This window comes from Flavobacterium hibernum, assembly GCF_000832125.1.
Classification (GTDB): domain Bacteria; phylum Bacteroidota; class Bacteroidia; order Flavobacteriales; family Flavobacteriaceae; genus Flavobacterium; species Flavobacterium hibernum.
The window spans coordinates 199,248-224,970 of sequence record NZ_JPRK01000007.1 but is presented as its reverse complement, the minus strand read 5'-3'; the positions used below and the strand labels follow the sequence as shown (position 1 = coordinate 224,970).

Below are 25,723 nucleotides of genomic sequence, written 5' to 3'. Positions count from 1 at the left end.
TCTTTTTTAATTAAAATTCAACGTTAAAACCAAAAGAAATCAATCTTGGCACAGGATAGCGTCCATTGTCAATCCCTGACATCAGAGCATCTTGATTGTAAGCACCTACCTCAGGGTCATAACCTGTATATTTAGTAAAAGTGAATAAATTTTGTCCTGAAGCATAAAGCCTTAATCTGCTCAATTTAATCTTAGAAATCATATCTGCCGGTAAAGAATATCCTAAAGTTACATTCTGGATTCTTAAATAAGAGCCATCCTCAACCATACGACTAGAAACTGCATTGTTAATATGATCGTAGCTCGATGGTGTAGGTAAAGAACCATTAATATTACTAGCCGAATAAAAATCAGCAGCTTCTGTTAAATAATTAGCTCCCAAACCACTATTCATTGTACCAGATGAGCGCGTTAAATTCAATAATTTATTTCCAGCCGTTCCCTGAACAAAAATGGACAAATCAACATTTTTATATTTAAAGTTATTGGTAAAACCGTATGTGAATTTTGGATTTGGATTACCAATTGCTTTTAAATCATTTTGATCGATTTTACCATCATTATTCAAATCTTTATAAATAACATCTCCTTTTACAAAGTTTGGTAACAAAGAGTTTGTTCCGTTTTTCAACACCACTTTATTACCAGCAGCATCAGTATATCCGTATTTTAAAAGATCATCATCTGTTCTATAAATTCCCAAAGCTTCATATCCTAAAAACGAACCTATTGGCAAACCTTCCTGAGTTCTTGAAACGCTAACTACATTATAAGCAAGTGTACCAGTTGTTTTAACAATATTTAAACCGGCCATATCTGTAACTCTGTTTTCATATTTGGTGAAGTTTAAACTGGAATCCCAAGAGAAGTTTTCTGAGAATTTAGCGTGATAGCCCAGTGTAATCTCGATACCTTTATTTTCCATGCTTCCAAGATTAAAATAAGGAGGATTCACACCACCTTCGTAATCGCCACCACCAGAAAGAAAGTTTGGCAACGGAACTTGATACAAGAAGTTTTTAGAAACTTTTTTATATAAATCTACAGATGCTGTAAGCTTCGATTTAAACATTGTAAAATCCAACCCTAAATTGGTTTGATCTTGAGTTTCCCATTTCAAATCTTTATTTGGCGTATTTGAAGGAAGATAAGATGTCCCCATTGAACTAACCACTACGTGAAGATTAGAATCGTATAAATTATTTCCAATTTGATTATTTCCTGTTTGTCCCCAACCAAATCTTATCTTGATATTGTCAACATACTTCTTTGTACTTTCCATAAAAGATTCGTTCGAAATTTTCCAAGAAGCTCCAACAGAGCTAAAAACTCCCCATTTGTTGCCTACGAAAAATTTAGAAGATCCATCTGCTCTAATTGCAGCCGAAAGACCGTATTTATCACCATAATCATACACAACCCTTCCTAAGTATGAAGATAAAGTTTGCGTTCCTGAATAAGTACTTTTTAACTCTGCCTTTGTTAAATCTGATCCAGCAAGTGTATGGTCATTATTGTCTTTATAGCCATTACCAACCATAGAATAACCTTCCCAATGTGCTCTGTTTGACTCTTGAACCGCCAGAACCGTAAAGTTGTGCTTTCCGATAGTATTTCTATACGTAAGCATGTTTTTTAAGTTCCAAGAATTTCCAGAAGATGGATTGTAATTTAAAGTAGCAAAACTTTTTACGGCATTCCCTAGAGAATACATTGGGTCAAAACGTTGTCCTAGATTATCATAAATATAACCACCCGCCTCAAAACGATATTCTAATCCTTTAAACAAATCGATTTGAGTATAGAAACTTCCCGAATAATTTTTTCTAACTAAAGTATTAGAACCTAACAAAGAAGTTGCTACAGGATTTACAAACGAAAGACCACTTGTAGGCCCGGCAAAAGCTCCAGATAATTCTCTAACAGCAACATCTGGAGTAGCCAATAATGAAGTAGCAACTACACCATTAAACTGCCCATTTAGCGTCAGTTTTTCATCTGTGATTGCACCACTAACATTAATACCAACTTTTATAAACTTATTTACTCTGGCATCTACATTAGCTCTCACATTATATCTTTTAAATCCAGATTCAATTACAATACCATCCTGATTTAAAACACCTCCAGAGATATAATAATTAATTCCTTCTTTACCTCCTGAGAAAGACAACTGGTTTGAAGTCATGATTCCAGTTTCATAAATGGCATCCTGCCAATCAGTACCTTTTCCTAAAAGCTCCGGATGAGCAAATTCAGGACGTTTAGACGACGGATCAAAAACATTCGATAAAGCATTTTGATGTGTTGCATATTGCTGCAAATTCATAGAATGCAGTTTTTTAGGAAGATTGCTAATAGAGTAAGAATTCTCAAAAGTTAATTTTCCAGTACCTTTTCTACCAGATTTTGTCGTTACAATAACAACTCCATTTGCACCACGAGATCCATAAATAGCGGTTGCAGATGCATCTTTTAAAATATCAATAGATTCAATATCATTAGGATTAATCAATGCCAATGGACTTACGGTAATATTACCATTGTTGGCAAAATTAGAATCACCCGAAGCATTACGTCCAGAAGTTGATGAATTTCTTGCATCTCCAGATATAGGCACACCATCAATTACATATAAAGGCTCGTTTGTTCCAGTTAAAGACGAAACACCTCTAATCCTAACAGAAACATTACTTCCAGGCTCACCAGAATTACTATTTACCACAACCCCTGCCGCTTTACCTTGCATCATTTGGTCAAACGAAACTACTTTTAAATTCTCGATATCTTTTGACCCAATACTAGAAATTGCACTATTTAAATCTTTACGTTTTTGAGTACCGTATCCAATTACAACAACATCTTTTAAGTCCTCTGCGTTGGTTTTTAATACAACGTTTAGCGTAGATTTTCCTGAAACCGTGATTTTTTGTGTAACAAATCCAATAAACGAAAATACCAAAGTAGAATTCGCAGGAACGTCAATTGTATATTTACCATCAAAATCTGTAGAAACCGTTGTTTTTAATCCAACAACCGTAATATTTGCTCCCGGAATCGATAATCCTTTTTCATCAGAGACCGTTCCCGATACTTTTACCTGAGCAGTAATAAAATTACTTGTCAGTAACAAAAATAAAATCAAAGGAACTGTTCTGTGGTTAGCGTTCCAATGAATAAAGTTAGTCATTAGTTTTTTCATAATAAATGTTTGGTTAGTTTAAATTTGTTGTTCACAATTCAAGTCGTAAAAAAGAGTGGTATTTATTTCCTCAAATTATTTAACAAATCTATAACACAAGAAAACATTAAATCGATAGTATTATATCATTTAATGATAATATTTTTACTATACCGCTTTAAAAAAACATATTTAAAAATAAAAACAGTAAAAAATTACATTATTCTCAAATCACCTCCCCTAAACAAGCCAGAACTATAAATAAAAATTAACGAATTGGTCAAAAAGCAAACGATTTCGTTAAAAATAATATTTGTTTGTGCAAAAAAAGTATCACTACAAAATACGTTTTAATCCAGAAAAATCTTCTCTATACTGGCTAGGCGTACAATTTTTAATAGCTTTAAAACTACGATTAAAGTTGGCTATGTTATTAAATCCTGATTTAAAAGCCACTTCAGAAACACTCATATCTTTCTCAACAAGCCAACGAGCCGCGTAACCAATTCTAATATCATTAATATAATTGACAAACGTTTTTCCGGTACGTTTTTTAATAAATCGGTTAAACGAGATAATTGACATACTGGCAATATTTGCTACATCTTCTAAAGTAATTTTTTCCGCAAAATGTTTCTGCACATATTCGTAAACCAACTTCATTTTATCATAATCATCAAACGTATCGTAATCTACTGTATAAGTCGAAAGCAAACGCTGATTTCTAGAATTAGCCAAATCATACAACAAAGAAGTTATTTCTAAAAAATAATCCATACCATCTAATTTAGAAAGCTTTACAAGTCTAGGAGTTAACTCTTCGGCAACTTTCTTAGAAAATAAAATTCCGTGAATCGAACGATTGAACATATCTCGAATCGGATTCATAATTCGTCTTGACAACAAAGATTCATGAAATAAATCATTATGAAACTGAATCGTAATTTCATGTATTTTTTTACTGGTACATTTACTCAATTCCCAACCGTGGTATAAATTTGGACCAATTAAAACCAATTCAACATTATCAATTTCTTCTATATTATCGCCCACAACGCGCTTTACCCCTTTCCCGTTTAATATAAAATTGATCTCAAACTCCGGATGATAATGTACCGGAAAATCAAAGCTATCTTTTACTCTATCGAAAACCAAAAAACTATCGCCTGCTGATAGCGGAGCGATTTCTCTATAAAAATTTTTAGCACTACTCATCTTTTAATTCTATTTTAAGAAGTAATATTTGTTTTTTTTATTTGCAATAATATGATATATAATTGATAAAATAATATTAAATACACGATAAACATCCGATTATCTTTGAAAAATAGAATTATCATTTTTACAAAAACGACATTAATAATAAACATTAATCATTTTTAATGTAATATCTTTTTATAGTTTTGATAATTTTAGTCAAAAAATAATATCAAATTACAAACAACAAAAGCAAAGATTTCAAAGTAGTATCGCTAATTCTTATTTTTAATCTTACTACACTGAAAAACAACTATATTTCAAATGAAAAAAATCGTTTTAGCCATAACAATAGCAGTATTAACAGGAACTTCATGCTTTTCTAAAAGTATTGTGTCTGATACTAATTTGTCATTATCAGATAAAAAAGCAACATCAGAAACAGTTTCTCTATATAAAAAACTAAACCTATTAGCCCAAAAAGGGTATTTATTTGGTCATCAGGATGATCTTGCATATGGTGTAAACTGGAAATATGAGAACGGTCGAAGCGATGTAAAAGATGTTGTTGGCGATTATCCTGCTGTTTATGGTTGGGACATTGCGGGCTTAGAAAGAAATGACGCAAATAATATCGATGGCATTCCTTTTACCAAAATGAAACAATATATAGAAGAAGCAAATGAAAGAGGCGGAATTTCGACAATAAGCATGCATTTTGACAATCCTGCAACTGGAAAAAGTGCTTGGGACAATTCGCCAAATACATTAAAATCGATATTACCAGGAGCCGAAAATCATCAAAAATTTACAATTTGGCTCGACAAAGCCGCTGAGTTCTTCTTGTCCTTAAAAGATAAAAAAGGAAAAAACATTCCCATACTTTTTCGACCTTATCACGAACTTACCGGAGGCTGGTTTTGGTGGGGAAAAGGAAACGGGACTCCCGAAGAATTTAAAACCTTATGGAAATTTACTTTTGATTATTTACAAAAAAAAGGAGTCCATAATTTAATTTATATTTACAATACAGGGAGTTTTAACTCAAAAGAAGACTTTTTAGAGAAATATCCCGGAGATGATTATGCAGATATTTTAAGTTTCGACTCATATCAGAATAATGATGATAAAGAAGGTAAAAAGTTTATCGAAGAAGTTCAGAACCAACTTAAAATTATAAACGAAATTGGTAAAAAACAAAACAAACTAATCGCTATAGCCGAAGCAGGTTATGAAGCAATTCCAGATCCAAAATGGTGGACTGGAACTTTAACTAAAGCCATTGGAGAGTATAAAATTTCATATGTGTTATTATGGAGAAACCACGGCTGGCAGGAGAAAGAGCAAAAAATGCATTATTACGCGCCATATCCTGGTCAAATAAGTGCCAAAGATTTTGTTGATTTTTATAAACTCGACAAAACCTTATTCGAAAAAGATATCAAAAAAGCATTAAAATAATTAACCAAATAAAATTACAACCATTAAAAAAAGCCTAATGCACGACAAAATTAGTTTAAAAGAAAAAATAGGTTACGGTCTTGGAGACGCAGCATCGTCAATGTTCTGGAAAATTTTCAGCATGTATCTTCTATTTTTCTATACCGATGTTTTCGGATTGGCACCTGCCGTAGTTGGAACAATGTTTTTAATTACCCGAATCTGGGATTCTTGTTTTGATCCAATTGTTGGAATCATTGCCGATAGAACTAAAAGCAAATGGGGAAAATTTAGACCTTACCTACTTTGGGTTGCGATACCTTTTGCCGTGATTGGTGTATTAACTTTTTACACTCCTGATTTTGATGAAAAAGGAAAAATAATTTATGCTTACGTGACCTACTCCGCCATGATGATGATTTATTCTTTAATCAATGTACCATACGCTTCTCTTTTGGGCGTCATGTCGTCAGATCGAAAAGAAAGAAACACATTGTCGTCATACCGAATGGTTTTTGCCTTTGGAGGAAGTTTATTAGCACTTTGGTTAATTGAACCTTTAGTCAATTACTTTGGCGGAAGCTTAAACTCTAAAACAGGTTGGTTGGCAACAATTGCAGTATTTGGAGTTATTACAACCGTTTTTTTCTGGGCGTGTTTTTTCTTTACAAAAGAAAGAGTAAAACCAATCTCAGACGAACAAACCAATCTAAAAGAAGATTTAAAAGATTTATTAAAAAACAAACCTTGGTGGATTTTATTAGGAGCAGGAATTGGTGCCTTAATATTCAATTCCATCAGAGACGGTGCCGCAGTTTATTACTTTAAATATTATGTAAGCGGCAGTGTAAACTTTGATTTCTCACTTTTTGGAACAGATTTTCACATGACACCAACCTCCATTTATTTGGTTTTAGGACAAGCCGCAAATATAATTGGAGTTATTGCCGCTACACCAATTGCTAATAGAATTGGAAAAAAGAAAACCTTTTTTGGCGCAATGTCTTTCGCAGCAATTTTGAGTTTGATTTTCTATTTCTTCGGAAAAGAAGATGTCTTTTTAATCATGAGTTTTCAACTTTTAATAAGTATTTGCGCCGGTTGCGTTTTTCCATTAATCTGGTCCATGTATGCTGATAGTGCCGATTATTCAGAATGGAAACAAGGGCGCAGAGCAACAGGATTGGTTTTCTCAGCATCGTCAATGTCACAAAAATTTGGATGGACAATTGGTGGCGCAGGAGCTGGATGGCTTTTGGGTTATTACGGTTTTCAGGCCAATGTCGAACAAACTTCCACCGCTCAAAACGGAATTCAATTAATGTTAAGCATACTACCTGCAATAGCAGCCGTAATATCAGTCGTTTTTATTTTATTCTATCCACTATCCGAAGAAAAACTTCAAATAATAGAACAGGATTTAAACGAAAAACGAGACCAGAGCAATTAAAATTATATAGATCCAGAAACTTATTTACATGACAACAATAGCACCTTCGACTACATTTCAAGACAGAAAAGTAGCATTAGAAAAAGAACATAAAATACTGATAGAGAAAACAAATACTCCACAGGATACTGCTGGAAACGGCATATATGAACGCTATAAAAATCCTGTCGTTACGGCCGCTCACGTACCTTTAAACTGGCGTTTTGACCTTAACGAAAAAACAAATCCCTTTTTACAGGAAAGAATTGGAATGAATGCAGCTTTTAATGCCGGTGCCATAAAATGGAACGGAAAATATTTGCTTGCAGTTCGTGTTGAAGGAATTGACAGAAAATCATTTTTTGCAATTGCAGAAAGTCCAAACGGTGTAGACAACTTTAAGTTTTGGGAAAAACCATGTGTGATTCCGCAAACTGCAGAACCAGACACCAATGTTTACGACATGCGCTTGATTAACCACGAAGACGGTTGGGTTTACGGTATTTTTTGTACCGAAAGAAAAGATCCGAAAGCTCCAAAAAGCGACACAAGCTCAGCAGTTGCAAATGCAGGAATCGTTCGTTCAAAAGATTTAATAAACTGGGAAAGACTCCCAGATTTAATCTCCAATACTGGCCAGCAGCGTAATGTAGTTTTACATCCGGAATTTGTTGACGGAAAATATGCTATATACACACGCCCTCAAGATGGTTTTATTGATGTTGGAGCCGGTGGCGGAATTGGTTTAGGCTATATTGAAGACATGACAAATCCTATTGTAAAAGAGGAAAAAATCATTTTCGGAAAACAATATCATACCATTTATGAATTAAAAAATGGTCTTGGTCCTGCTCCTATTAAAACCGAAAAAGGTTGGCTGCACTTAGCACACGGAGTTCGCAATACTGCAGCTGGTTTGCGCTATACACTTTATATGTTCATGACTGATTTGCAGGATATCTCAAAAGTAACACACGTTCCCGCCGGACATTTCATGGGACCGGAAGGAATTGAAAGAGTTGGCGACGTATCGAATGTCTTATTCTCGAACGGATGGATTGAAGATGCTAACGGAACCGTTTACGTATACTATGCTTCATCAGACACAAGAATGCACGTTGCTGTTTCGTCTGTCGAAAAATTAGTCGATTATGTTACCAATGCACCAGCAGATACTTTTATTTCGGCAGGTTCAGTAAAAACCATCATTAATCAAATAGAAAAAAACAAAACAATATAAATCGTCGTGTCAGTAAAACAAAAGCAACTTAAATCTGAGTTATCAGCTGAACTTGATTCAATTTTAAAATATTGGTCAAAACATACCATCGACAATCAAAATGGGGGTTTTGTTGGACAAATTGATTTCAATGATCATATTATTGCCAATACTGAAAAAGGGGCTGTTTTAAACGCCAGAATTTTATGGACATTTTCATGTAGTTATAAAGTAACTCAAAACGAAAATCATAAAACAATAGCGAAACGTGCCTTTGAATTTCTTTCAGATCATTTTTACGACGCTAAATTTGGAGGATTATTTTGGAGTATCAATGCCAATAAAACGCCAAAAGACACCAAAAACCAAATATATGCTTTAGCTTTTGCTATTTATGGATTATCAGAATATTATGTTATTTCTAAAGATGAAAAAGCACTCGAAATAGCCGTAAATTTATATCACAAAATACAAAAACACAGTTACGACACTCTAAACAAAGGTTATTTTGAAGCTTTTACACGCGATTGGCAACCTATCGAAGACTTACGCCTAAGCGATAAAGATGCCAACGAAAAAAAAACCATGAATACCCATTTGCATATTGTAGAAGCGTATGCCAATTTGTTTAAGGTTTGGAAAAATAAAAAGCTTCAAAGCGATATTGTCGAGTTATTACAAACTATAGAAAAACATTTCATTAATATTGAAACAGGACATTTACGTTTGTTTTTTAATGAAAACTGGATCGAAAAACCAGATGTTATCTCATACGGACACGATATCGAAGCGGCTTGGCTTTTACTACAATGTGCCGAAATTTCAGGAGATGAAAATCTGATTGCCAATTATAAAAAACACGCCATTCATATTGCCGAAGTTACACAAGAAGGTTTAGATTCTGATGGAGGCTTATGGTACGAATTTGATCCCGAAAAGAACGAATTGATTGCCGAAAAACATTGGTGGGTTCAAGCCGAAGCTTTAATTGGATTTTACAACGCGTATCAATTAACAAACAATGAAAAGTATTTAAACATCGTTTATAAAAATTGGAAGTTTATAAAAAAGCATATTTTAGACAAACAAAACGGAGAATGGTTTTGGGGAGTAAATCGAGATTATTCTCTAATAGAAAAAGACAAAGCCGGTTTTTGGAAATGTCCTTATCATAATGGCAGAGCATGTTTAGAGCTTATACATAGAATACAAGACTAAACATTTTCGCTGAAAAATTTAATTTATCGTATTAAAAATAATGATTATGAAACAATTTCTTTTTTTTAGTTTACTATTTCTAAATACCATAACAAACGCTCAAATTAACCTGATTAAAAATGGCGGATTTGAACGAGAAGCTGCAAACTGGCGTGGTGGCGACGACATATCTACAATTAGTCCTTATGATAAAAAATCGGGAAAAAACAGTGTATTAATCAACCAATATGTTGGGACAGACTGGAAAGGAATCGATCAAATTTTTCTGGTTGCGAAAGGAACTTATGCTATAGAATTTAGTATATGGATTAAAACAGCAAGCATTGAAGAACAAAAGGAAGCCTACAAAGCAGGCGTGATGATTGCAGAATTCCTAGACGAAAGTGAAAAATCTATTGTCTCTGAACCTATAACACAAATAAGAGGAACAACTCCTTGGACATTTTACAAAAAAGCGATCAAAACTCCGTCGGGAGCAAAAAAAGTACGCATTATGTTAGCGCTGGCACAAACTAGTGGTTCTATTTATTTTGATGATGTATCAGCAATCGTAATTTCTGAAGCAGATTACCTTAAACAAAATCCCGAAAATTAAAATGAAACTATCTATAAAATTTCTCTTCATAAGTCTATCTTTTTTAGTTATAAGTTGTTCGTCCGACAAAGAGCCACAAAATCAAATCATAATTGATCCCACAGTTCCATCTGATCCATTGACCACACAAAATGTTACTAATTATATGGTCGACGCAAGTGCCACCAAAGAAACCGTAGCCCTATTTTATAATTTAAAAAAACTTGCCAAAACTAAAGTGGCAATTGGCCAGCAAGATGCATTTACCAGCTTTTATCAAGATAATGGCAACGACGCTGACATTAAGAAAAATACAGGTTACGACCCCGCAATTTTAGGTTCGGATTTTATATTTATTACTGACAAAAACAATAATACTCAAGCTGGAAACTGGTTTTATCAGCAAGAGCTGAACACCATTAATAATGTGAAAATTGCTTACGCCAAAGGCATAATAAATACTTTTAGCTGGCATTTGAGAGAACCCAATAAAGAGGATTCTTTTTATGCTGCCGATATGACATCGGAACAAAAAACCACTGCTTTTAAAAGTATATTGCCTGGCGGAGCAAATCACGAATGGTACAAGAAAAAACTCGACAAAATAGCAAGTGTTATTTTGAATTTAAAAGGTTCAAATGGTGAATTGATTCCAATTATTTTCAGACCCTTTCACGAATTTGATGGAAGTTGGTTTTGGTGGGGAGCTAATTTTTGTTCTCCGGAAGAATACAAAACAGCCTATCAGTTTACCGTAAATTATTTAAAAAACACCAAAGGCGTTCACAATATTTTATACGCCTTTTCTCCGGACAACTCTTATACAACCGAAGCCAATTATTTAAGCCGTTATCCCGGCGATCAATATGTTGATGTTTTAGGAATGGATAATTATGGTGATTTTGATAATCAAGGTCTAGCTGGCGCCACAAAAGCCAATTCTAAACTAAAAATTTTATCTGATTTGGCTAAAACCAAAGTAAAAATCACTGCTTTGACAGAAACCGGTTATCAGGTTACAAGCGCAAAAGCCCCAATAACAGACTGGTTTTCGACATATTTATACAATGCTTTAACAAGTAACAGCATAGAAGTGAGTTATGTTATGCTTTGGAGTAATACCAAAGATGGATATTATGTCCCGAATGGTGCTGTTTCGAATGCCTCGGATTTTAAAACATTTGCTGCAAAACCAAAATCAGCATTGGTAAATTCCTTACCAAAGATGTACGAATTACCGAAATAAATAGTCGCCTACTTTGTCATTGCGAGGAACGAAGTAATCGCACTTGTAAAGAGCACCTTTATATTTGTTTGTGATTTCGACGAAGGAGACCCGAGCAAAAGCGAACAGGCGAAGCAAATCACACTCGCTGAGCGACATACGGTATATAAGTTTCTAGTGCGATTTCTCCTTCGTCGAAATGACAAGATTGTGAAAACTAAAAAACATCTCTAAAACCCAAAGCCCTAGCCCTGATAGAAGTGAAAATCCTTTTTATTTTTTCTTTAAAAATAAAAAGATTGAAACGCATAGCAGGATTAGCTCCTAAAAAAATAAATCATGAAAAATAGATTTCTTAAAACTCTCGGATTAGCTTTAATTTTTTCGGCAATCGCTAGTCAGGCGCAAGAAAGAATTACAGTCAAAGGAACACAATTTTTTAAAGGAGACAAACCGTACTCGTATATTGGAACGAATTATTGGTATGGAAGTTTATTGGCTTCGAAAAAAGTAGGCGATCGAAAAAGACTACTCCGCGAACTAGATTTAATGCAAAAAAACGGAATCGACAATTTACGTATTCTGGTTGGTGGCGATGGCGGAAAATATGATTTTACTGTTCGTCCCGCTTTGCAATACGAACAAGGAAAATACGATAAAGATTTGCTGGACGGACTGGATTTTTTGATTTACGAAATGAGCAAACGAAAAATGTATGCTGTTTTGTATTTGACCAATAATTGGGAATGGTCTGGCGGAATGTCCCAATATCTGGAGTGGAATGGCAAAGGTGCAATTCCGGTTCCTAATATTGCCCCAAATACTTGGCCACAATTTATGGCGTATACAGAACAATTTCATAGCTGTGAACCTTGCATGAAAGGTTTAGAGAATCATGTAAAATTTATTATGGGAAGAACAAATGCTTATTCGCATAAAAAATATACAGACGATAATACTATTATGTCTTGGCAAGTAGGAAATGAACCCCGAACTTTTACTCCAGAAAATGAGGCAAAATTTACGCTTTGGCTCAACAATATTGTAAACTTGATGGATAGCTTAGATAAAAAACACCTAATCTCTACAGGGTCTGAAGGAAAGAACAGCTCGAATGATAGTATGGAAATTTTCGAACGAACGCATCAAAACCCAAATATCGATTATTTAACCATGCACATTTGGCCCAAAAACTGGAATTGGTTTAAAGCTAATGATGCCGAAAAGACTTTGCCTACAACTCTAGAAAATGCAGGTAAATATATCGACGATCACATAAAAGTAGCTAATAATCTAAAACGACCCATTATTATCGAAGAATTTGGTTTAGGAAGAGAAAATGAAAGTTTACTAGCAACCTCATCTGTAACCAACAGAGATATTTTTTACGACTATATTTTTAGCAGAGTTGCCGAAAGTCATAAAAATAACGGACCGTTACAAGCTGCCAATTTCTGGGGTTTTGGCGGAGAAGGAAAAGCGGTTAATGAAAACGGAAAATGGAATCCCGGCGATCCGTTGACAACTGATCCACCACAGGAACCACAAGGATTAAATTCTGTTTTTTCATCGGATAAATCGACTTTGGATATTGCAAAAAAATACAATTTACAATTGAAAAAATAAGAATAGAATTCATTCCTGTTTTCCGTAGAGACGCACTGCAGTGCGTCTTATGCGCAAAGAATATTCCGAACGCAAATTGGACGTAGACGCACTGCAGTGCGTCTCTACAGAATAAAAAAATACAGCATGAAAAAAACACTTATTATTTTTTATTTGTTACTCGTTAATTTTTCTTTTTCTCAGAAAAAACAAGATTATATTTTGAAATCTCCTGACGGAAAAATTGAAGTAAAAATCGAAGTAAGCGATAAAACTTCATGGACTATTTTTCATGAAAAAGATCTGATTTTATCTCCGTCTGAAATGTCTTTAACAATAGATGAAAACATTGTTTTAGGAAAAAATCCAATTGTTGTTAATTCTAAAAAAGAAAGCGTTGATACATCATTCGAAACACCGTTTTACAAAAAGAAATCCGTTCAGGACAAATACAATCAGCTTGTTATAAACTTTAAAAATGATTTTAGTATTGAATATCGTGTTTTTAATGATGGTGCTGCATATCGATTTATAACTAAAAAGAAAAAAGACATTACTGTAAAATGGGAGGAAGTTCAGTTAAATTTTGACAGGGATTACAATACTTTAATGCCTTATGTTCGCGATTTACGAAATCCCAAAGATCCTTACATTTCTTCTTTTGAAGCACAATACGAAAACAAAAAAATTAGCGAATTTGCCAAAGATACTTTGGCATTTTTACCTTTTTTAATTGATTTTAAAAACAACAAAAAAGCAGTTTTTTTAGAAGCCAATCTTGAAGATTATCCGGGATTATTTGTAACCAATAACAATTCTAAATCTGGGTTTGAATCTCGCTTTTCTAAATATCCTTTACAGGAAAAAAATGGCGGATTCAACAACATCAATCGCCTAATTACCGAAAGGGCTAATTATTTAGTTCAAACAAAAGGAACGCGAAGTTTTCCGTGGAGGATTATTGTTATTTCTAAAAATGATGCTGATTTAGCAAATAACGATATGGTTCAGAAATTATCTGAACCAACTAAAATAAAAGATATTTCGTGGATAAAACCCGGAAAAGTAGCTTGGGATTGGTGGAACGATTGGAATATTTATAATATCGATTTTAAAGCCGGAATCAATACTCAAACGTATAAATATTACATTGATTTTGCCTCAAAAAACAAAGTCGAATATGTGGTTCTTGATGAAGGCTGGAGTTTGGAAGATGATATTATGAAGCATAATCCAAATGTAGATCTCGAAGCTTTAATCGCGTACGGAAAAGAGCGTAATGTTGGTATTATTTTATGGAGCTCTTGGATGGCTTTGACCAAAAACACTTTGGGTATTTTTAAAAATTATGCCAATTTAGGCATCAAAGGTTTTAAGGTTGATTTCTTGGATCGTGACGATGCTAAAATGGTAAAATCGGTTTATGATATTGCGCAAAAGGCCGCTGACAGTAAGTTACTTTTAGATTTTCACAGTATGTACAAACCGACGGGAATTCAGCGTACTTTTCCGAACATCTTGAATTTTGAAGGCGTGAAAGGTTTAGAAAACAATAAATGGACGCCAAATGACGATGTTCCTCTTTATGATTGTTCGATTCCGTTTATCAGAATGATGGCTGGCCCAATGGATTACACGCCAGGCGCAATGCGAAATGCTACAAAAAGCGAATTCAAACCAAGTCACTCGAATCCCGAAAGTCAAGGAACAAGATGCCACCAATTGGCACTTTATACCATTTTCGAAGCGCCTTTACAAATGATGGCCGATAGTCCAACTGCTTATATTAAGGAACAAGAAAGTACTGATTTTATCGCCAAAATCCCTACGACTTTTGATGAAACAGTTGCGCTAGATGGCGAAGTAGGTAAATTTGTTACAATTGCACGTAAGAAGGCAAATATCTGGTATTTAGGCGCAATCACCAATTGGGACTCAAGAGAAATTACTATTGATTTTTCTTTTCTTGAAAAAGGTAAAAAATTCGAAGCGGAAATTTTCTCCGATGGAATAAATGCTGACAAAGCTGCGGTGGATTATAAAAGAGAAAAAATCGCTGTCGATTCTACAACTAAATTAAAATATAGATTAGCAAGCGGTGGCGGATTGGCAATGATTATAAAATAAAAAGGAAAAAAGTTCACATCCTTTGCGTTTCCAAACCCGACAGGTTTTTAAAACCTGTCGGGTTTAAATACGATAAACTAAGATAAAATCTTTTCAATCGCATTCAACTCATCTTGTGTAAATTCTAAACTTTGTAAACAATCAATATTGTTATTCAATTGTCTCACAGAACTTGCACCAATTAAAACCGATGTAATTCGTTTGTCTTTTTGCAACCAAGCCAAAGCCATTTGTGCCAAAGATTGATTTCTATTTTGAGCAATCTCATTCAGTTGAATTAATTTCTGAGTGCGTTCTTGCGTAACCTCATCTTCTTTTAAATGTCCGTTTGGATTATGTGCTCTCGAATTTTCCGGAATTCCGCTTAAATATTTATCGGTCAAAAGTCCTTGTGCCAAAGGCGAAAACGCTATACAGCCTACTCCTTTTTCTTCCAGAACATCTAATAATCCATTTTCTACCCAACGCTCTAACATCGAATATTTTGCCTGATGAATCAAGCAAGGCGTTCCTAATTGTTTCAAAACATCAACAGCAACTCTGGTTTGTTCTGCCGAGTAATTACTGATTCCAACATACAAAGCTTTCCCGCTTCTTACAGCATAATCCAAAGCCATCATGGTTTCTTCAATAGGAGTTTCCGGGTCAGGACGATGCGAATAGAAAATATCAACATAATCGACTTTCATTCTTTTTAAACTCTGATCTAAACTCGATAACAAATACTTTCTGGAACCCCAATCTCCATAAGGTCCGTCCCACATTGTATATCCAGCTTTGGTCGAAATAATAATTTCGTCGCGTAAATTTCCTTGAAAATTATGCCATAGAATTTTACCAAAATTCGTCTCTGCAGAACCCGGAACTGGTCCGTAATTATTGGCCAAATCAAAATGAGTTATTCCTTTATCAAAAGCTTCTACAGCAATACATTCAGCATTTTCAAAATTATCTACTGATCCAAAATTATGCCATAATCCTAAAGAAATTTGCGGTAATAATAAACCGCTTTTTCCGCATCTGTTGTATTTCATTATCTAAAATTGAGATTAAATAGTTCGTTGTGTAAACCTAACAGGTTTGATCATCGAAAGATACTTATTTTTTGTTTTGACTCAAAAAAATAAACCCGACAGGTTTGAAAAACCTATCGGGTTTGAAATCAATAATCAGTTTCTTTTTTGAGTACTGATATTTAATGCATATCGTGTATTTTCTTTAGTTTGAAAGAAAAATAAATGTAAAAAATTCCAATTGCTATAAAAGCAAAAGCGGTCCAATAAACTAACGAAAGACCTGCAAAAATAGGATTCCATAACAACAGGAATGAAAAAATAGTTCCTAATATTCCTAAAAATAAAAGATTTTTCCAATCTGGCACCGAATAACTTTTTAAATTAAAAGCAATTATTATGGCCATGACAGAACGGAATAAAACAACAAATCCTACGTAAAGCGGAAGCAGCGTAATTGAGATTAATGGATTTGAAACTAACAAAATTCCCACTACGAAACCTACAATTCCTGATGCCAATGTCCAGCCCCAATGGTCAATTTTTTTTCTGTTGGATAATGCAAAAACAATTTCAAAAATTCCACTCACCAGGAATGAAACACTAAAAAGAAATGTGAGCGTTAAATAAGCGGCTAAAGGCGTAATAAAAGACCAAATTCCGATTCCAACAAAGAGGATTCCCAATATCAATGGAATGTACCAGTAATCAATTGCAATTTTTACCTTTTTAAATAAAGAATTCTCCATAAGTGTATTTTAAAATCATGCCTACTCTATAAAGTTTTCAGCTTACCTTAAATTCTTCTTCTTAAAAACATCTATAAAGAATTCTTTTTCAGACGAAGTTATCTCAAAGATAACGATTAAAAATAATATTTATAATTAATAACTTACAAAAAAACTTTTGTGATTTGTTCATAGTTAACTTTGAAATTTTTAACCTTAATAGCGTCCAGCTTTAGTGGATGCAAATATAAATACAAACAAAAGGGCTTTAGCCAAACCTACAAAGTTTGGCTAAAGCCCTTTTCTATTCAAATATAATTCCCCCTAGCTGAAGCTAGGGGCTATGCAAAAAAAAAAGCCACGAATTCACGAATTAATTGTTTAATAATTCGTGAATTCGTGGCTAAAAAAAACGTAATCTTGCGACAATAAAAACTTCGCGTCTCAACGTCTGCGAGATTATTACTTTGCTAATTCAATTCAAAACCACTTTCTAAACCTTTGTCAGAGCTTCCTCCAACCATAATTTTAAAAGTTCCGGGCTCGACTAAATAATTTCCGTCGTTGTCATAAAAACCTAATTCTTTATCCGTCAAAGTAAAATTTACTGTTTTAGTTTCGCCTTTTTTCAAATTGATTAATTCAAAACCTTTCAATTCTTTTATTGGTCGAATAATACTGGCAAATTGATCGTGAATATACAATTGTACGACTTCTTTTCCGTTGTAATTTCCTGAGTTTGTTACCTCAACACTAATTTGTACATTTTCCCCTTTTGCGAAAACAGTTTTATTTAATTTCAAATTTTTATAATCATACTTCGTGTAACTCAAACCAAAACCAAACGGAAATTGAGGCGTTTTCTCTACATCTGTATAATGTGACCAAAAAACATTCTTGTCGCTATCTATTGGCCTTCCCGTACTGTATTTGTTATAATAAATAGGAACCTGACCTACGTTTCTTGGGAAAGACATTGGCAATTTCCCACTCGGGTTATAATCTCCGTATAAAACCTGTGCAACAGCATTTCCTGTTTGAGTTCCTAAATGCCAGGCTTCAACAATTGACGGAACATGCTCTGCCGCCCAAGGAATACTCAGCGGACGACCATTGTTTAAAACCAAAACAATATTTGGATTTACTTTATAAATTTCTTCTAACAGTTCTTGTTGCAAACCAGGCAAATTAAGATCGGTTCTGCTTCTGCCCTCACCGCTCTGAAAGCCGTGTTCTCCTAAAACCATTACCACTACATCAGCATTTTTGGCAGCCGTTTTAGCAGCTTCAAATCCACTTTTATCTGTTGTATTAAAAATAACTTCATTAAGGAAACTTGTTTTACCAACAATTAAATCTGCGCCTTTTTCAAAAGTTAGCTGATTGTCTTTGTATTGCTGCATTCCCTCTAAAACCGAAACTGCAGTATTGTCATCAGAAGCAATTCTCCAACTTCCCAAAGGACTATTTTTATCATTTGCCAAAGCGCCAATCAAAGCAATTTTTTGTCCGGATTTCTTTAACGGAAGCAAACCTTTGTCATTTTTCAATAATACAATTGATTTCTTCGCCATATCCAAAACACCGTCAATATTGGCTTTATTTCCAATCGTCGCTTTTTCTCGTTTTTCGTCACAATTTTTATAAGGATCATCAAACAATCCTAATTCAAATTTTACGCGTAAAATTCTTCGAACCGCATCATCAACCAAAGCTTCTTTTACTTTTCCTTCTTTTACCAAAGCCACTAATTTTGCCACATACAAATACGATTCCATATCCATATCTGAACCTGCAATTACAGCTTTTGCCGTTGCATCATCTTCATCTTTTGCATAACCGTGTGCAATCATTTCGCGAATCGAAGCATAATCTGAAATCACAAAACCATCAAACTTCCATTTTCCTTTTAAGATGTCTCTTTGCAAAAACACATTTCCCGTTGCCGGAACACCATTCAAAGTATTAAATGAATTCATAAACGTACGAACTCCAGCATCAACAGTCGCTTTAAAAGGAGGCAAAACCGAATTATACAACTTAGAATTACTAATATCTACAATGTTGTATTCTAGTCCCGCTTCAACATAACCATAAGCAGCAAAGTGTTTTGCACAAGCCGCAATTTTATTTACTTTTTGCAAATCTGCAATGGTTTCACCCTGAAAACCGTGAACTCTTGCAATCGCAATTTTACTGCCTAAATACGGATCTTCTCCGGCGCCTTCCATCACACGTCCCCAACGCGCATCGTTTGCAACATCTACATTTGGCCCAAAAGTCCAGTTAATTCCAGATGCCGAAGCTTCATCTGCCGCAATTGCCGCCGATTTTTCAATGGCTTCTAAGTCCCAACTTGCAGCTTCTGCCAACGGAATTGGACTCAACGTTTTATAACCGTGAATTACATCAAAGCCAATTATCAACGGTATTCCCAATCGGGTTTCTTCGACTGCTATTTTCTGCACAGCACGAACTTCCTTAACACCACGAACTGTAAGCATTGATCCGACCCAACCTTTTCGTAAATGTTCATATTTCAGTTCCGCAGTTCCACCTTTTGGAGCTGGTCCCGTAACATCCCAAAATCCGTTGTATTGGTTCATTTGCCCCACTTTTTCCTCCAAAGTCATCAATGGCAAAAGCAATTCAATTCGTTCCTCAATGGTTTTCTTTTTATCCAAATAAGGCTTTTTCTGTGCATTCATATTTCCAATCGTAAACAGGGCAAAAAACCCAAAAGTTATTATTTTTTTATTTTTCATTGGTTCGTAAGTTTCAAATTTTTGGCGTGTCCCTTCGGGTCGGGCTGTCCGCTGCAAGTCCTCGCACTTCCTTCGTCAGGCTGTGGGCTTTTCGCTGCTATCCCTCACGCAAACGGTTAATGAGAACTTTTTATTTTTTTAGACAATCTTGTCATTTCGACGGAGGAGACCCGAGCAACAGCGAACAGGCGAAGCAAATCACAAACGTAACTCGACAAAGAATGGCAACTTTGATTGCGGAGCTTCTAGTATGATTTCTCCTCCGTCGAAATGACAAAAAATGAGCTTAAATTACTCGTAACACGTGACTTCGACTTCGCTCAGTCTGACATAAAATGACATAAAACAAAAAATCCGAGTCAATCTGTTCAATCCGTAAAATCTGTGGGCAAAAAATCTAAAATCTATCCCGAAGCTTCGGGACTAAAATCAAAAATCCCTTACTCTGTAATAAAACAAGAAGCGGGCAAATTTGCTTTATTAAACAAATCTGATTGAACTGTATTTCCCCACGCAAATCGAACTTTTACAGGACTTGAGACTTTTTTACTTTCTAAAATCACTTCATTATTTTTGATCGATGCTTCTGCCGGATAAAATATTCCATCGGCACCAGCTACTTCAAATTGATTCGATTTTTTGTTTTTAAAATACAATCCGTCAGCATAATCGAACGAAACGATTATCTTGTTTTTATCTACTTTAAAATCTTTAAAAAGCGGACTATTTACCAAATTAGAGTTTAGTCCCGAAGCTTCGGGATAAATATCTGCTAAAGCCAAATTCGCCAAACGAATTCCAACTGATTTTTTGTTTTTTGGATGAATATCAATCGTATCTGAAATATCCGAAGTTAGAACCATTCCGGTTTTAGGAATTTCAGTTAAAATTTTTCTTTGAGAGTTTCTAACAGTAACATTTGAGAAATTATTACTGCCTGTTTTATAAGGTGCAATTTGAACGAAATAAAAAGGGAACTCATCTTTCCAAGCCTTTCTCCATGACATTATTAAAGCCGATAAAGTTTTGTCGTAAACTAACGAACCAACATTTGATTCGCCTTGATACCAAAGTGTTCCAGCAATTTTAAAACCTACAAAAGGATAAATCATGGCATTGTAAGCACGTCCGGGTTGGCGTGGACCATATTCTTGCTCATTGAGTTTTTTAGCATTTTCTAATAAAACTGGATCGGCTTGAACCACTTCTTCCGGCATCCAGATTTCGGCAGGAGTTCCGCCCCAGTTTGAAGATATTAATCCTATCGGGACATTTTTTAAATCTTCTCTCAAACGCTTGGCAAAAAAGTAACCAATTGCGCTAAAATATTTCATGGTTTCCGGAGTCGATTCGACCCAGTTTCCAAGTAAATTATTTTGTGGTGTTGTAGCGGTTAATTTTGGAACTGTAAAAAAACGAATATTAGGATTTGTAGCATTTTTCATTTCTTCCTCGCCATTTTCGATTCCCCAACTTGCAGACATTTCCATGTTTGATTGTCCGGCGCAAACCCAAACTTCGCCAATTAAAATATTTTTAAGCACAACTTCATTGTATCCTTTTATTGAGATAGTAAAAGGTCCTCCGGCTTCGGGAGTTTTTATATGCAATTCCCATTGCGCCTGGTTGTTCGCAACTACTTTATATTCCTGATTGTTCCAACTTGAAACCAATTTGATTTCTTCTTTCGGATTTGCCCAACCCCAAATTTTAACTTCAGAATTGCGTTGCAAAACCATATTATCGCTAAAAATATTCGGAAGGGAAACGTTTGCCATCATAGTACTGGAAATCATCAGAATGAAAACAAACTTAAATATATTATTTCTCATTTAGTAACTTTTTTAAAAACGGAGCATATTCATCTGCCAACACTTTATGATCTGCAACATCCGGATGTCCTGAGCAACCTTTTGGAGTCATGGGTTTAAACTTGAAAATTTGAATTTCTTTATGTGTTTTATCTGATGCAAAAGCTGCTTTGACTTTATTCAAACAATCTTCAAAAACAACTCCTCTTTCTCCGCCAACCATTGGACTATTTGTAATTACAATTTGTGCATTCGGATTGTGTTTGTATAACATTTTAATGAAGTTGATGTAATTCGTAACATACTTTTCTGGATTAAAAAGCAAACGTTCTTTCTTACCGTCTCCCCCCGAAAAATCATTGGTTCCTAATGCAATACTGATAATGTCTGGCTGAAAAGCAAAATCATATTTGGGCTTAGAATTGTCTTTTGTTAAATATAAATTCTCATAAACATCTGGCATGATTGCTTCGTCTTTGTTTTCATCATTCCAATTACGATACATCCCAATTCCCGAAACGGAACTCATTAAGTAATCGACACCAATTTCTCTTGAAAGAACAGGCCCGTAAGCATAATATCCGTTATGATGATCAAAATATTCTCCTTTATCACAAGGAACGTCAGACGGATCACTCGCTGCACCGCATGTAATAGAATCTCCAATGAACTCAATTTTCTTTTTCTTTTTGGAAGTAATCGAAGTCAGTTTTGCAGTTGTTCCTGCAAATAAAATTCCACCACTATGCGCTTCTGTTGTTTTATAAATCTCTAGTGTATGTTCCTTTTTGTCAGAAGTTACTTTTATCGGAAAAGATTGCGCTGCTCCTTTTTCAATTCTTAATTTACCAATATATTTTCCGTCAAGAACTAAAGACACATAATTATGATGTTCCCACGAATCAACGCTTTGCAACGTAATTTTACATTCGCTTCCTGTAAAATTAAAAGACACTGATGAAGCCGTTCCTATTAAAACCACATTATTATTTGGAAGTTTTTCTACTCGCCCTTCATATAGAAAAGTATTTGTTTTGTTTTGTGAGCTCACCAAAAACGAAATCAACAAAAACGAAATTAAAAATGATATTTTTTTGAGAAACATAATTTATTTGTTAAAATATAAATATAATTCACAAATATATTTGAAAAGGAATAGAGATAAAGATACTAAAACATCAAAAAGCAATAAAAAAACACCAAAATGCGTTATTCTTTTTATTGTTTTTTACTCCTTTATAAACCGCATTGTACAACATTCTTTTGATATTCAAAAGCAACGGCTTATTTTTACAAATTAATCTTACAAATTAATCTTACAATTTAATCTCTAAATGAAATCACCTTTATATATAGTAATTGCAGCGACATTTTTATTCTCCTCTTTTGTTTCAAAAAAGGAAAATAAAACAACCGTAAATCCAATACATAAAATACAAAACACAATCGATCGAGATTCTGTCATTACCTATTCGAAACAATATTTAGGAACACCTTATTTATATGCAGGGAATAATCCAAAAAAAGGTTTTGACTGTTCAGGTTTTGTCAATTACGTTTTTCAACACTTTGATATTACAGTTCCCAGAAGTTCTAGCGGATATAAAAATTTAGGTAAATCAAAATTACCCGAAGATTTTAAAATTGGTGATGTATTAGTTTTTTACGGTTATAAGAATAAAACTATTGTTGGACACGTTGGAATTATTTGTGAAGCCAACGGAATGCATTCTAAATTTATTCATGCTTCTTCTGGAAAAGCTGGAAGTGTAACGATTAGCGATTTAGATTCTGAACATTATAGTAAACGCTTTTATAAATGTGTAGATGTAATGCCTTAATTTTTTTTAGCCACGAATTACAATGATTTACACTATTTTTTTTATGTTAGATTTTCAATATCATTCGCATAAATTCGTGTAATTCGTGGCTAAAACTCTTTTATTCTTCAGTCAATAGTTTTATCAAACTTTCGTCTCTTTTATAAACATCTTTATAAAAATTAAGATTTCCGTCACGATCTACCCAAGCGGTAAAATATCCAATATAAACGGGAATTTTCTTTTTTAAACTAACCCAATTTTCTTTTCCGGCATGCATGGCTTTATCAATGCGTTCCGGAGTCCAACTAGGATCTTGTTTTAGCAATTCGATTGCCAATTCTCTAGGTTTTCCCACACGAACACATCCATGACTAAAAGCTCTGTTTTCTCTTTCGAATAAACTTTTTGCCGGTGTATCATGCAAGTAAATGTTATTTGAATTTGGAAATAAAAACTTCACCAAACCAAGTGAATTATTTTTCCCGGGTAATTGTCGAACGGCGCCATTATTCCACTCAAGATTTTTTTGTGCTAAATAGTTTTTGTTTTTCGCCATTCCGGGTTTGATCTCTTTATTGATAATACTTGTGGGAACATTCCAATACGGGCTAAAAACAATATTATTCATCATTCCGCTAAAAATAACGGTTTGTGTCATCATTTTACCAACGACAACTGGCGATACAAAAGCAATTTTACCGTCGCGAATTAAATACAATCTAAATTCCGGAATATTAACTTCTATGTATTCTTTTCCTTTTTCAAGTTCAGGATCAATCCAGCGGCAACGCTCCATATTGGCAATAAGAGTTTTTATTCTGTCAGAAACAGGAATATTCATTTCGGCAATATGCTCCGGTAGGATTGTATTTTTTGGAGTTAATCCGTGATGAGACTCAAATTTTTTCGCGGATGCTATTAAGGTTGAATCGCAAATATTGCTTTTACTATTTTCTTTTAGATCTCCAGTAATATAAAGTCTTTCTCTTATTTGCCCAACTGTCCCAACAGAATCTCCAATTTTTAGACTTTTAAAATCTTCTCTAACTTCAATTGTTTTCCATCTTCCTTTTTTTTCAATTTCTCTATATTGATGTAATGCATCGCGAAGCTTATAATATTGACTGAACATTTTACTTTTCTTATCGTCATTTATAGTTGCTTTTTTATAAATAGAATCTGAAAACACTTGATAGTTAACTTTTTTTCGAGGTAAAAGCCATTCTAACGATTTGGTTGTTTTTTCGTCTACGCCAGAAACTTTCTGAACATAATAAAAATATAAGTTGGTTACCATCAAATCTGTTTCGATCTGAGATAATTTGTTTTCTGAAGTATGTTCGAAAATAGGATTGATCTTATCGTTGTACGGGAAATTTGCTTTCAAACCTTCCTGATCTAATCTTTTATATTTATCAAACAATGTATTTGCAAATTCTACTATTCCTTTATTATCTAACCAAAGTTGAGTAGAATTCTTCTTTTTATATAGGGCGAGTACCTCATTCTGAAATTTCTCTAATTTTGGATAAGTTTGATAAAAAGTTGCTATTGCAGAACTATCTATTTTGATTTTAAGTTCTGGCACCACCACTTCCGAAGTTTTTTTAATCTCTTCTTCTTTCTTTTCAGCCTTTTTATTACATGAAATAACACTAAAAAGAATGACTACGGCAACAAGCGGATACAAAATTTTCATAATAATATTTTTAATAAAATTAGAAAAGTTTTACTAAAAACAAAATCAATACTTAAAAATATCCAAGCGTTTTATATTCTTAAACTAAATCTAAAAATCGCTGATTTAAAAGCATAAAAAAACTCCGGACAAATGGCTTATCCGGAGTTTTTACTTTATAACCAACCTTTATTTTTAAATTACTGTACCTTTTAGTGTCAGAACTTTTGGAGTAGTTTCTGCACTTGTTGTTACTGTAACTGTTTTTGTAAAACCACCTTTGTTGGCAGCGTTGTATGTTGCTGTTACTTTAGCCGATTTACCAGGTAAAATTGGCTCTTTTGTATAATCTGTTGCTGTACAACCACAAGATCCTTGAACACTTGTAATTACAACAGCTGTTTTTCCTGTATTTTTAAATTCGTAAACAATTGCTTTTGGTGTTCCTTGTGGAATTTGACCTACGTCAATTGTTTCTGCTTTCCAAACAATTGTAGAAGCTGCATCAGCAACAATTTTATTTTCAGAACTTATTGATTTTATTGGTGCAATTGCAGAAAAAGACATTAGTCCTAAAGCTAAAGCTAACATCGAAATTTTGATCATTTTCATAGTTATATTATTTAATGGTTTATAGTTCAAATTTTGTTTTACAAAGATATTTCAGACAAATCATAATCGCTGTTAACC

Annotated in this window: 18 protein-coding genes; 9 read left to right on the top strand and 9 right to left on the bottom strand. The window is 34.0% G+C overall.

Annotated elements, in window-relative coordinates; translation table 11 throughout:
* Positions 1-10 precede the first annotated feature (10 nt).
* Positions 11-3,202, bottom strand: coding sequence for a SusC/RagA family TonB-linked outer membrane protein (locus tag IW18_RS08265; RefSeq protein ID WP_041517121.1), 3,192 nt, complete (start codon positions 3,200-3,202; stop codon positions 11-13).
* 315 nt (positions 3,203-3,517) lie between these two features.
* A complete protein-coding gene (locus tag IW18_RS08260) occupies positions 3,518-4,396 on the bottom strand; it encodes a helix-turn-helix domain-containing protein (RefSeq protein WP_041517120.1) in 879 nt (292 codons plus the stop codon).
* A gap of 306 nt (positions 4,397-4,702) precedes the next feature.
* On the opposite strand from IW18_RS08260, the gene IW18_RS08255 reads away from it, so the two are divergent.
* The 8 genes from IW18_RS08255 (at position 4,703) to IW18_RS08220 (ending at position 15,215) form a co-directional block, all read left to right on the top strand.
* Positions 4,703-5,839, top strand: a complete 1,137-nt coding sequence (locus tag IW18_RS08255; RefSeq protein ID WP_041517119.1) for a glycoside hydrolase family 26 protein — start codon at positions 4,703-4,705, stop codon at positions 5,837-5,839.
* A 37-nt stretch (positions 5,840-5,876) separates the two neighbouring features.
* Positions 5,877-7,268, top strand: a complete 1,392-nt coding sequence (locus IW18_RS08250; RefSeq protein ID WP_041517118.1) for an MFS transporter — start codon at positions 5,877-5,879, stop codon at positions 7,266-7,268.
* A 28-nt stretch (positions 7,269-7,296) separates the two neighbouring features.
* The gene (locus IW18_RS08245) at positions 7,297-8,487 is read left to right on the top strand and encodes a glycoside hydrolase family 130 protein (protein WP_041517117.1); all 1,191 of its coding nucleotides are present in this window, start codon (positions 7,297-7,299) and stop codon (positions 8,485-8,487) included.
* 6 nt (positions 8,488-8,493) lie between these two features.
* Positions 8,494-9,684 (top strand): AGE family epimerase/isomerase, encoded by a 1,191-nt coding sequence (locus IW18_RS08240; protein ID WP_041517116.1) that lies wholly within the window; start codon positions 8,494-8,496, stop codon positions 9,682-9,684.
* Positions 9,685-9,730: 46 nt separating this feature from the next.
* Positions 9,731-10,279 (top strand): carbohydrate binding domain-containing protein, encoded by a 549-nt coding sequence (locus IW18_RS08235; protein ID WP_160113195.1) that lies wholly within the window; start codon positions 9,731-9,733, stop codon positions 10,277-10,279.
* Position 10,280: 1 nt separating this feature from the next.
* The gene (locus IW18_RS08230; RefSeq protein WP_041517114.1) at positions 10,281-11,504 is read left to right on the top strand and encodes a glycoside hydrolase family 26 protein; all 1,224 of its coding nucleotides are present in this window, start codon (positions 10,281-10,283) and stop codon (positions 11,502-11,504) included.
* Between the two features lie 318 nt (positions 11,505-11,822).
* The gene (locus tag IW18_RS08225; RefSeq protein ID WP_041517113.1) at positions 11,823-13,109 is read left to right on the top strand and encodes a glycoside hydrolase 5 family protein; all 1,287 of its coding nucleotides are present in this window, start codon (positions 11,823-11,825) and stop codon (positions 13,107-13,109) included.
* A gap of 126 nt (positions 13,110-13,235) precedes the next feature.
* Positions 13,236-15,215 (top strand): glycoside hydrolase family 97 protein, encoded by a 1,980-nt coding sequence (locus tag IW18_RS08220; RefSeq protein WP_041517112.1) that lies wholly within the window; start codon positions 13,236-13,238, stop codon positions 15,213-15,215.
* Positions 15,216-15,292: 77 nt separating this feature from the next.
* Here the strand turns inward: IW18_RS08220 and IW18_RS08215 are convergent, their stop codons facing one another.
* From IW18_RS08215 to IW18_RS08195, 5 genes are all read right to left on the bottom strand, one after another.
* Positions 15,293-16,249: an aldo/keto reductase gene (locus tag IW18_RS08215; protein WP_041517111.1), complete on the bottom strand. Its 957-nt coding sequence runs from the start codon at positions 16,247-16,249 to the stop codon at positions 15,293-15,295.
* A 161-nt stretch (positions 16,250-16,410) separates the two neighbouring features.
* Positions 16,411-16,977, bottom strand: coding sequence for an HdeD family acid-resistance protein (locus IW18_RS08210; protein WP_041517110.1), 567 nt, complete (start codon positions 16,975-16,977; stop codon positions 16,411-16,413).
* Between the two features lie 449 nt (positions 16,978-17,426).
* Positions 17,427-19,721 carry a beta-glucosidase BglX gene (gene bglX, locus IW18_RS08205; protein ID WP_041517109.1) on the bottom strand — a complete coding sequence of 765 codons (2,295 nt, stop codon included), beginning with the start codon at positions 19,719-19,721 and terminating at the stop codon, positions 17,427-17,429.
* A gap of 440 nt (positions 19,722-20,161) precedes the next feature.
* Positions 20,162-21,553, bottom strand: a complete 1,392-nt coding sequence (locus IW18_RS08200) for a sialate O-acetylesterase (protein WP_041517108.1) — start codon at positions 21,551-21,553, stop codon at positions 20,162-20,164.
* Entirely contained in the window at positions 21,543-22,637 is a 1,095-nt protein-coding gene (locus IW18_RS08195) for an SGNH/GDSL hydrolase family protein (protein WP_041517107.1), read from the bottom strand. Before IW18_RS08195 ends, IW18_RS08200 begins: the two co-directional genes overlap by 11 nt.
* A 229-nt stretch (positions 22,638-22,866) precedes the next feature.
* Between IW18_RS08195 and IW18_RS08190 the strand changes: the two genes are divergently transcribed.
* The gene (locus tag IW18_RS08190; protein ID WP_041517106.1) at positions 22,867-23,373 is read left to right on the top strand and encodes a C40 family peptidase; all 507 of its coding nucleotides are present in this window, start codon (positions 22,867-22,869) and stop codon (positions 23,371-23,373) included.
* Between the two features lie 100 nt (positions 23,374-23,473).
* On the opposite strand, the gene IW18_RS08185 is transcribed toward IW18_RS08190, so the two are convergent.
* Positions 23,474-25,054, bottom strand: a complete 1,581-nt coding sequence (locus IW18_RS08185; protein WP_041517105.1) for a L,D-transpeptidase family protein — start codon at positions 25,052-25,054, stop codon at positions 23,474-23,476.
* A 174-nt stretch (positions 25,055-25,228) separates the two neighbouring features.
* Entirely contained in the window at positions 25,229-25,645 is a 417-nt protein-coding gene (locus IW18_RS08180) for a DUF1573 domain-containing protein (RefSeq protein WP_041517104.1), read from the bottom strand.
* Positions 25,646-25,723 lie beyond the last annotated feature (78 nt).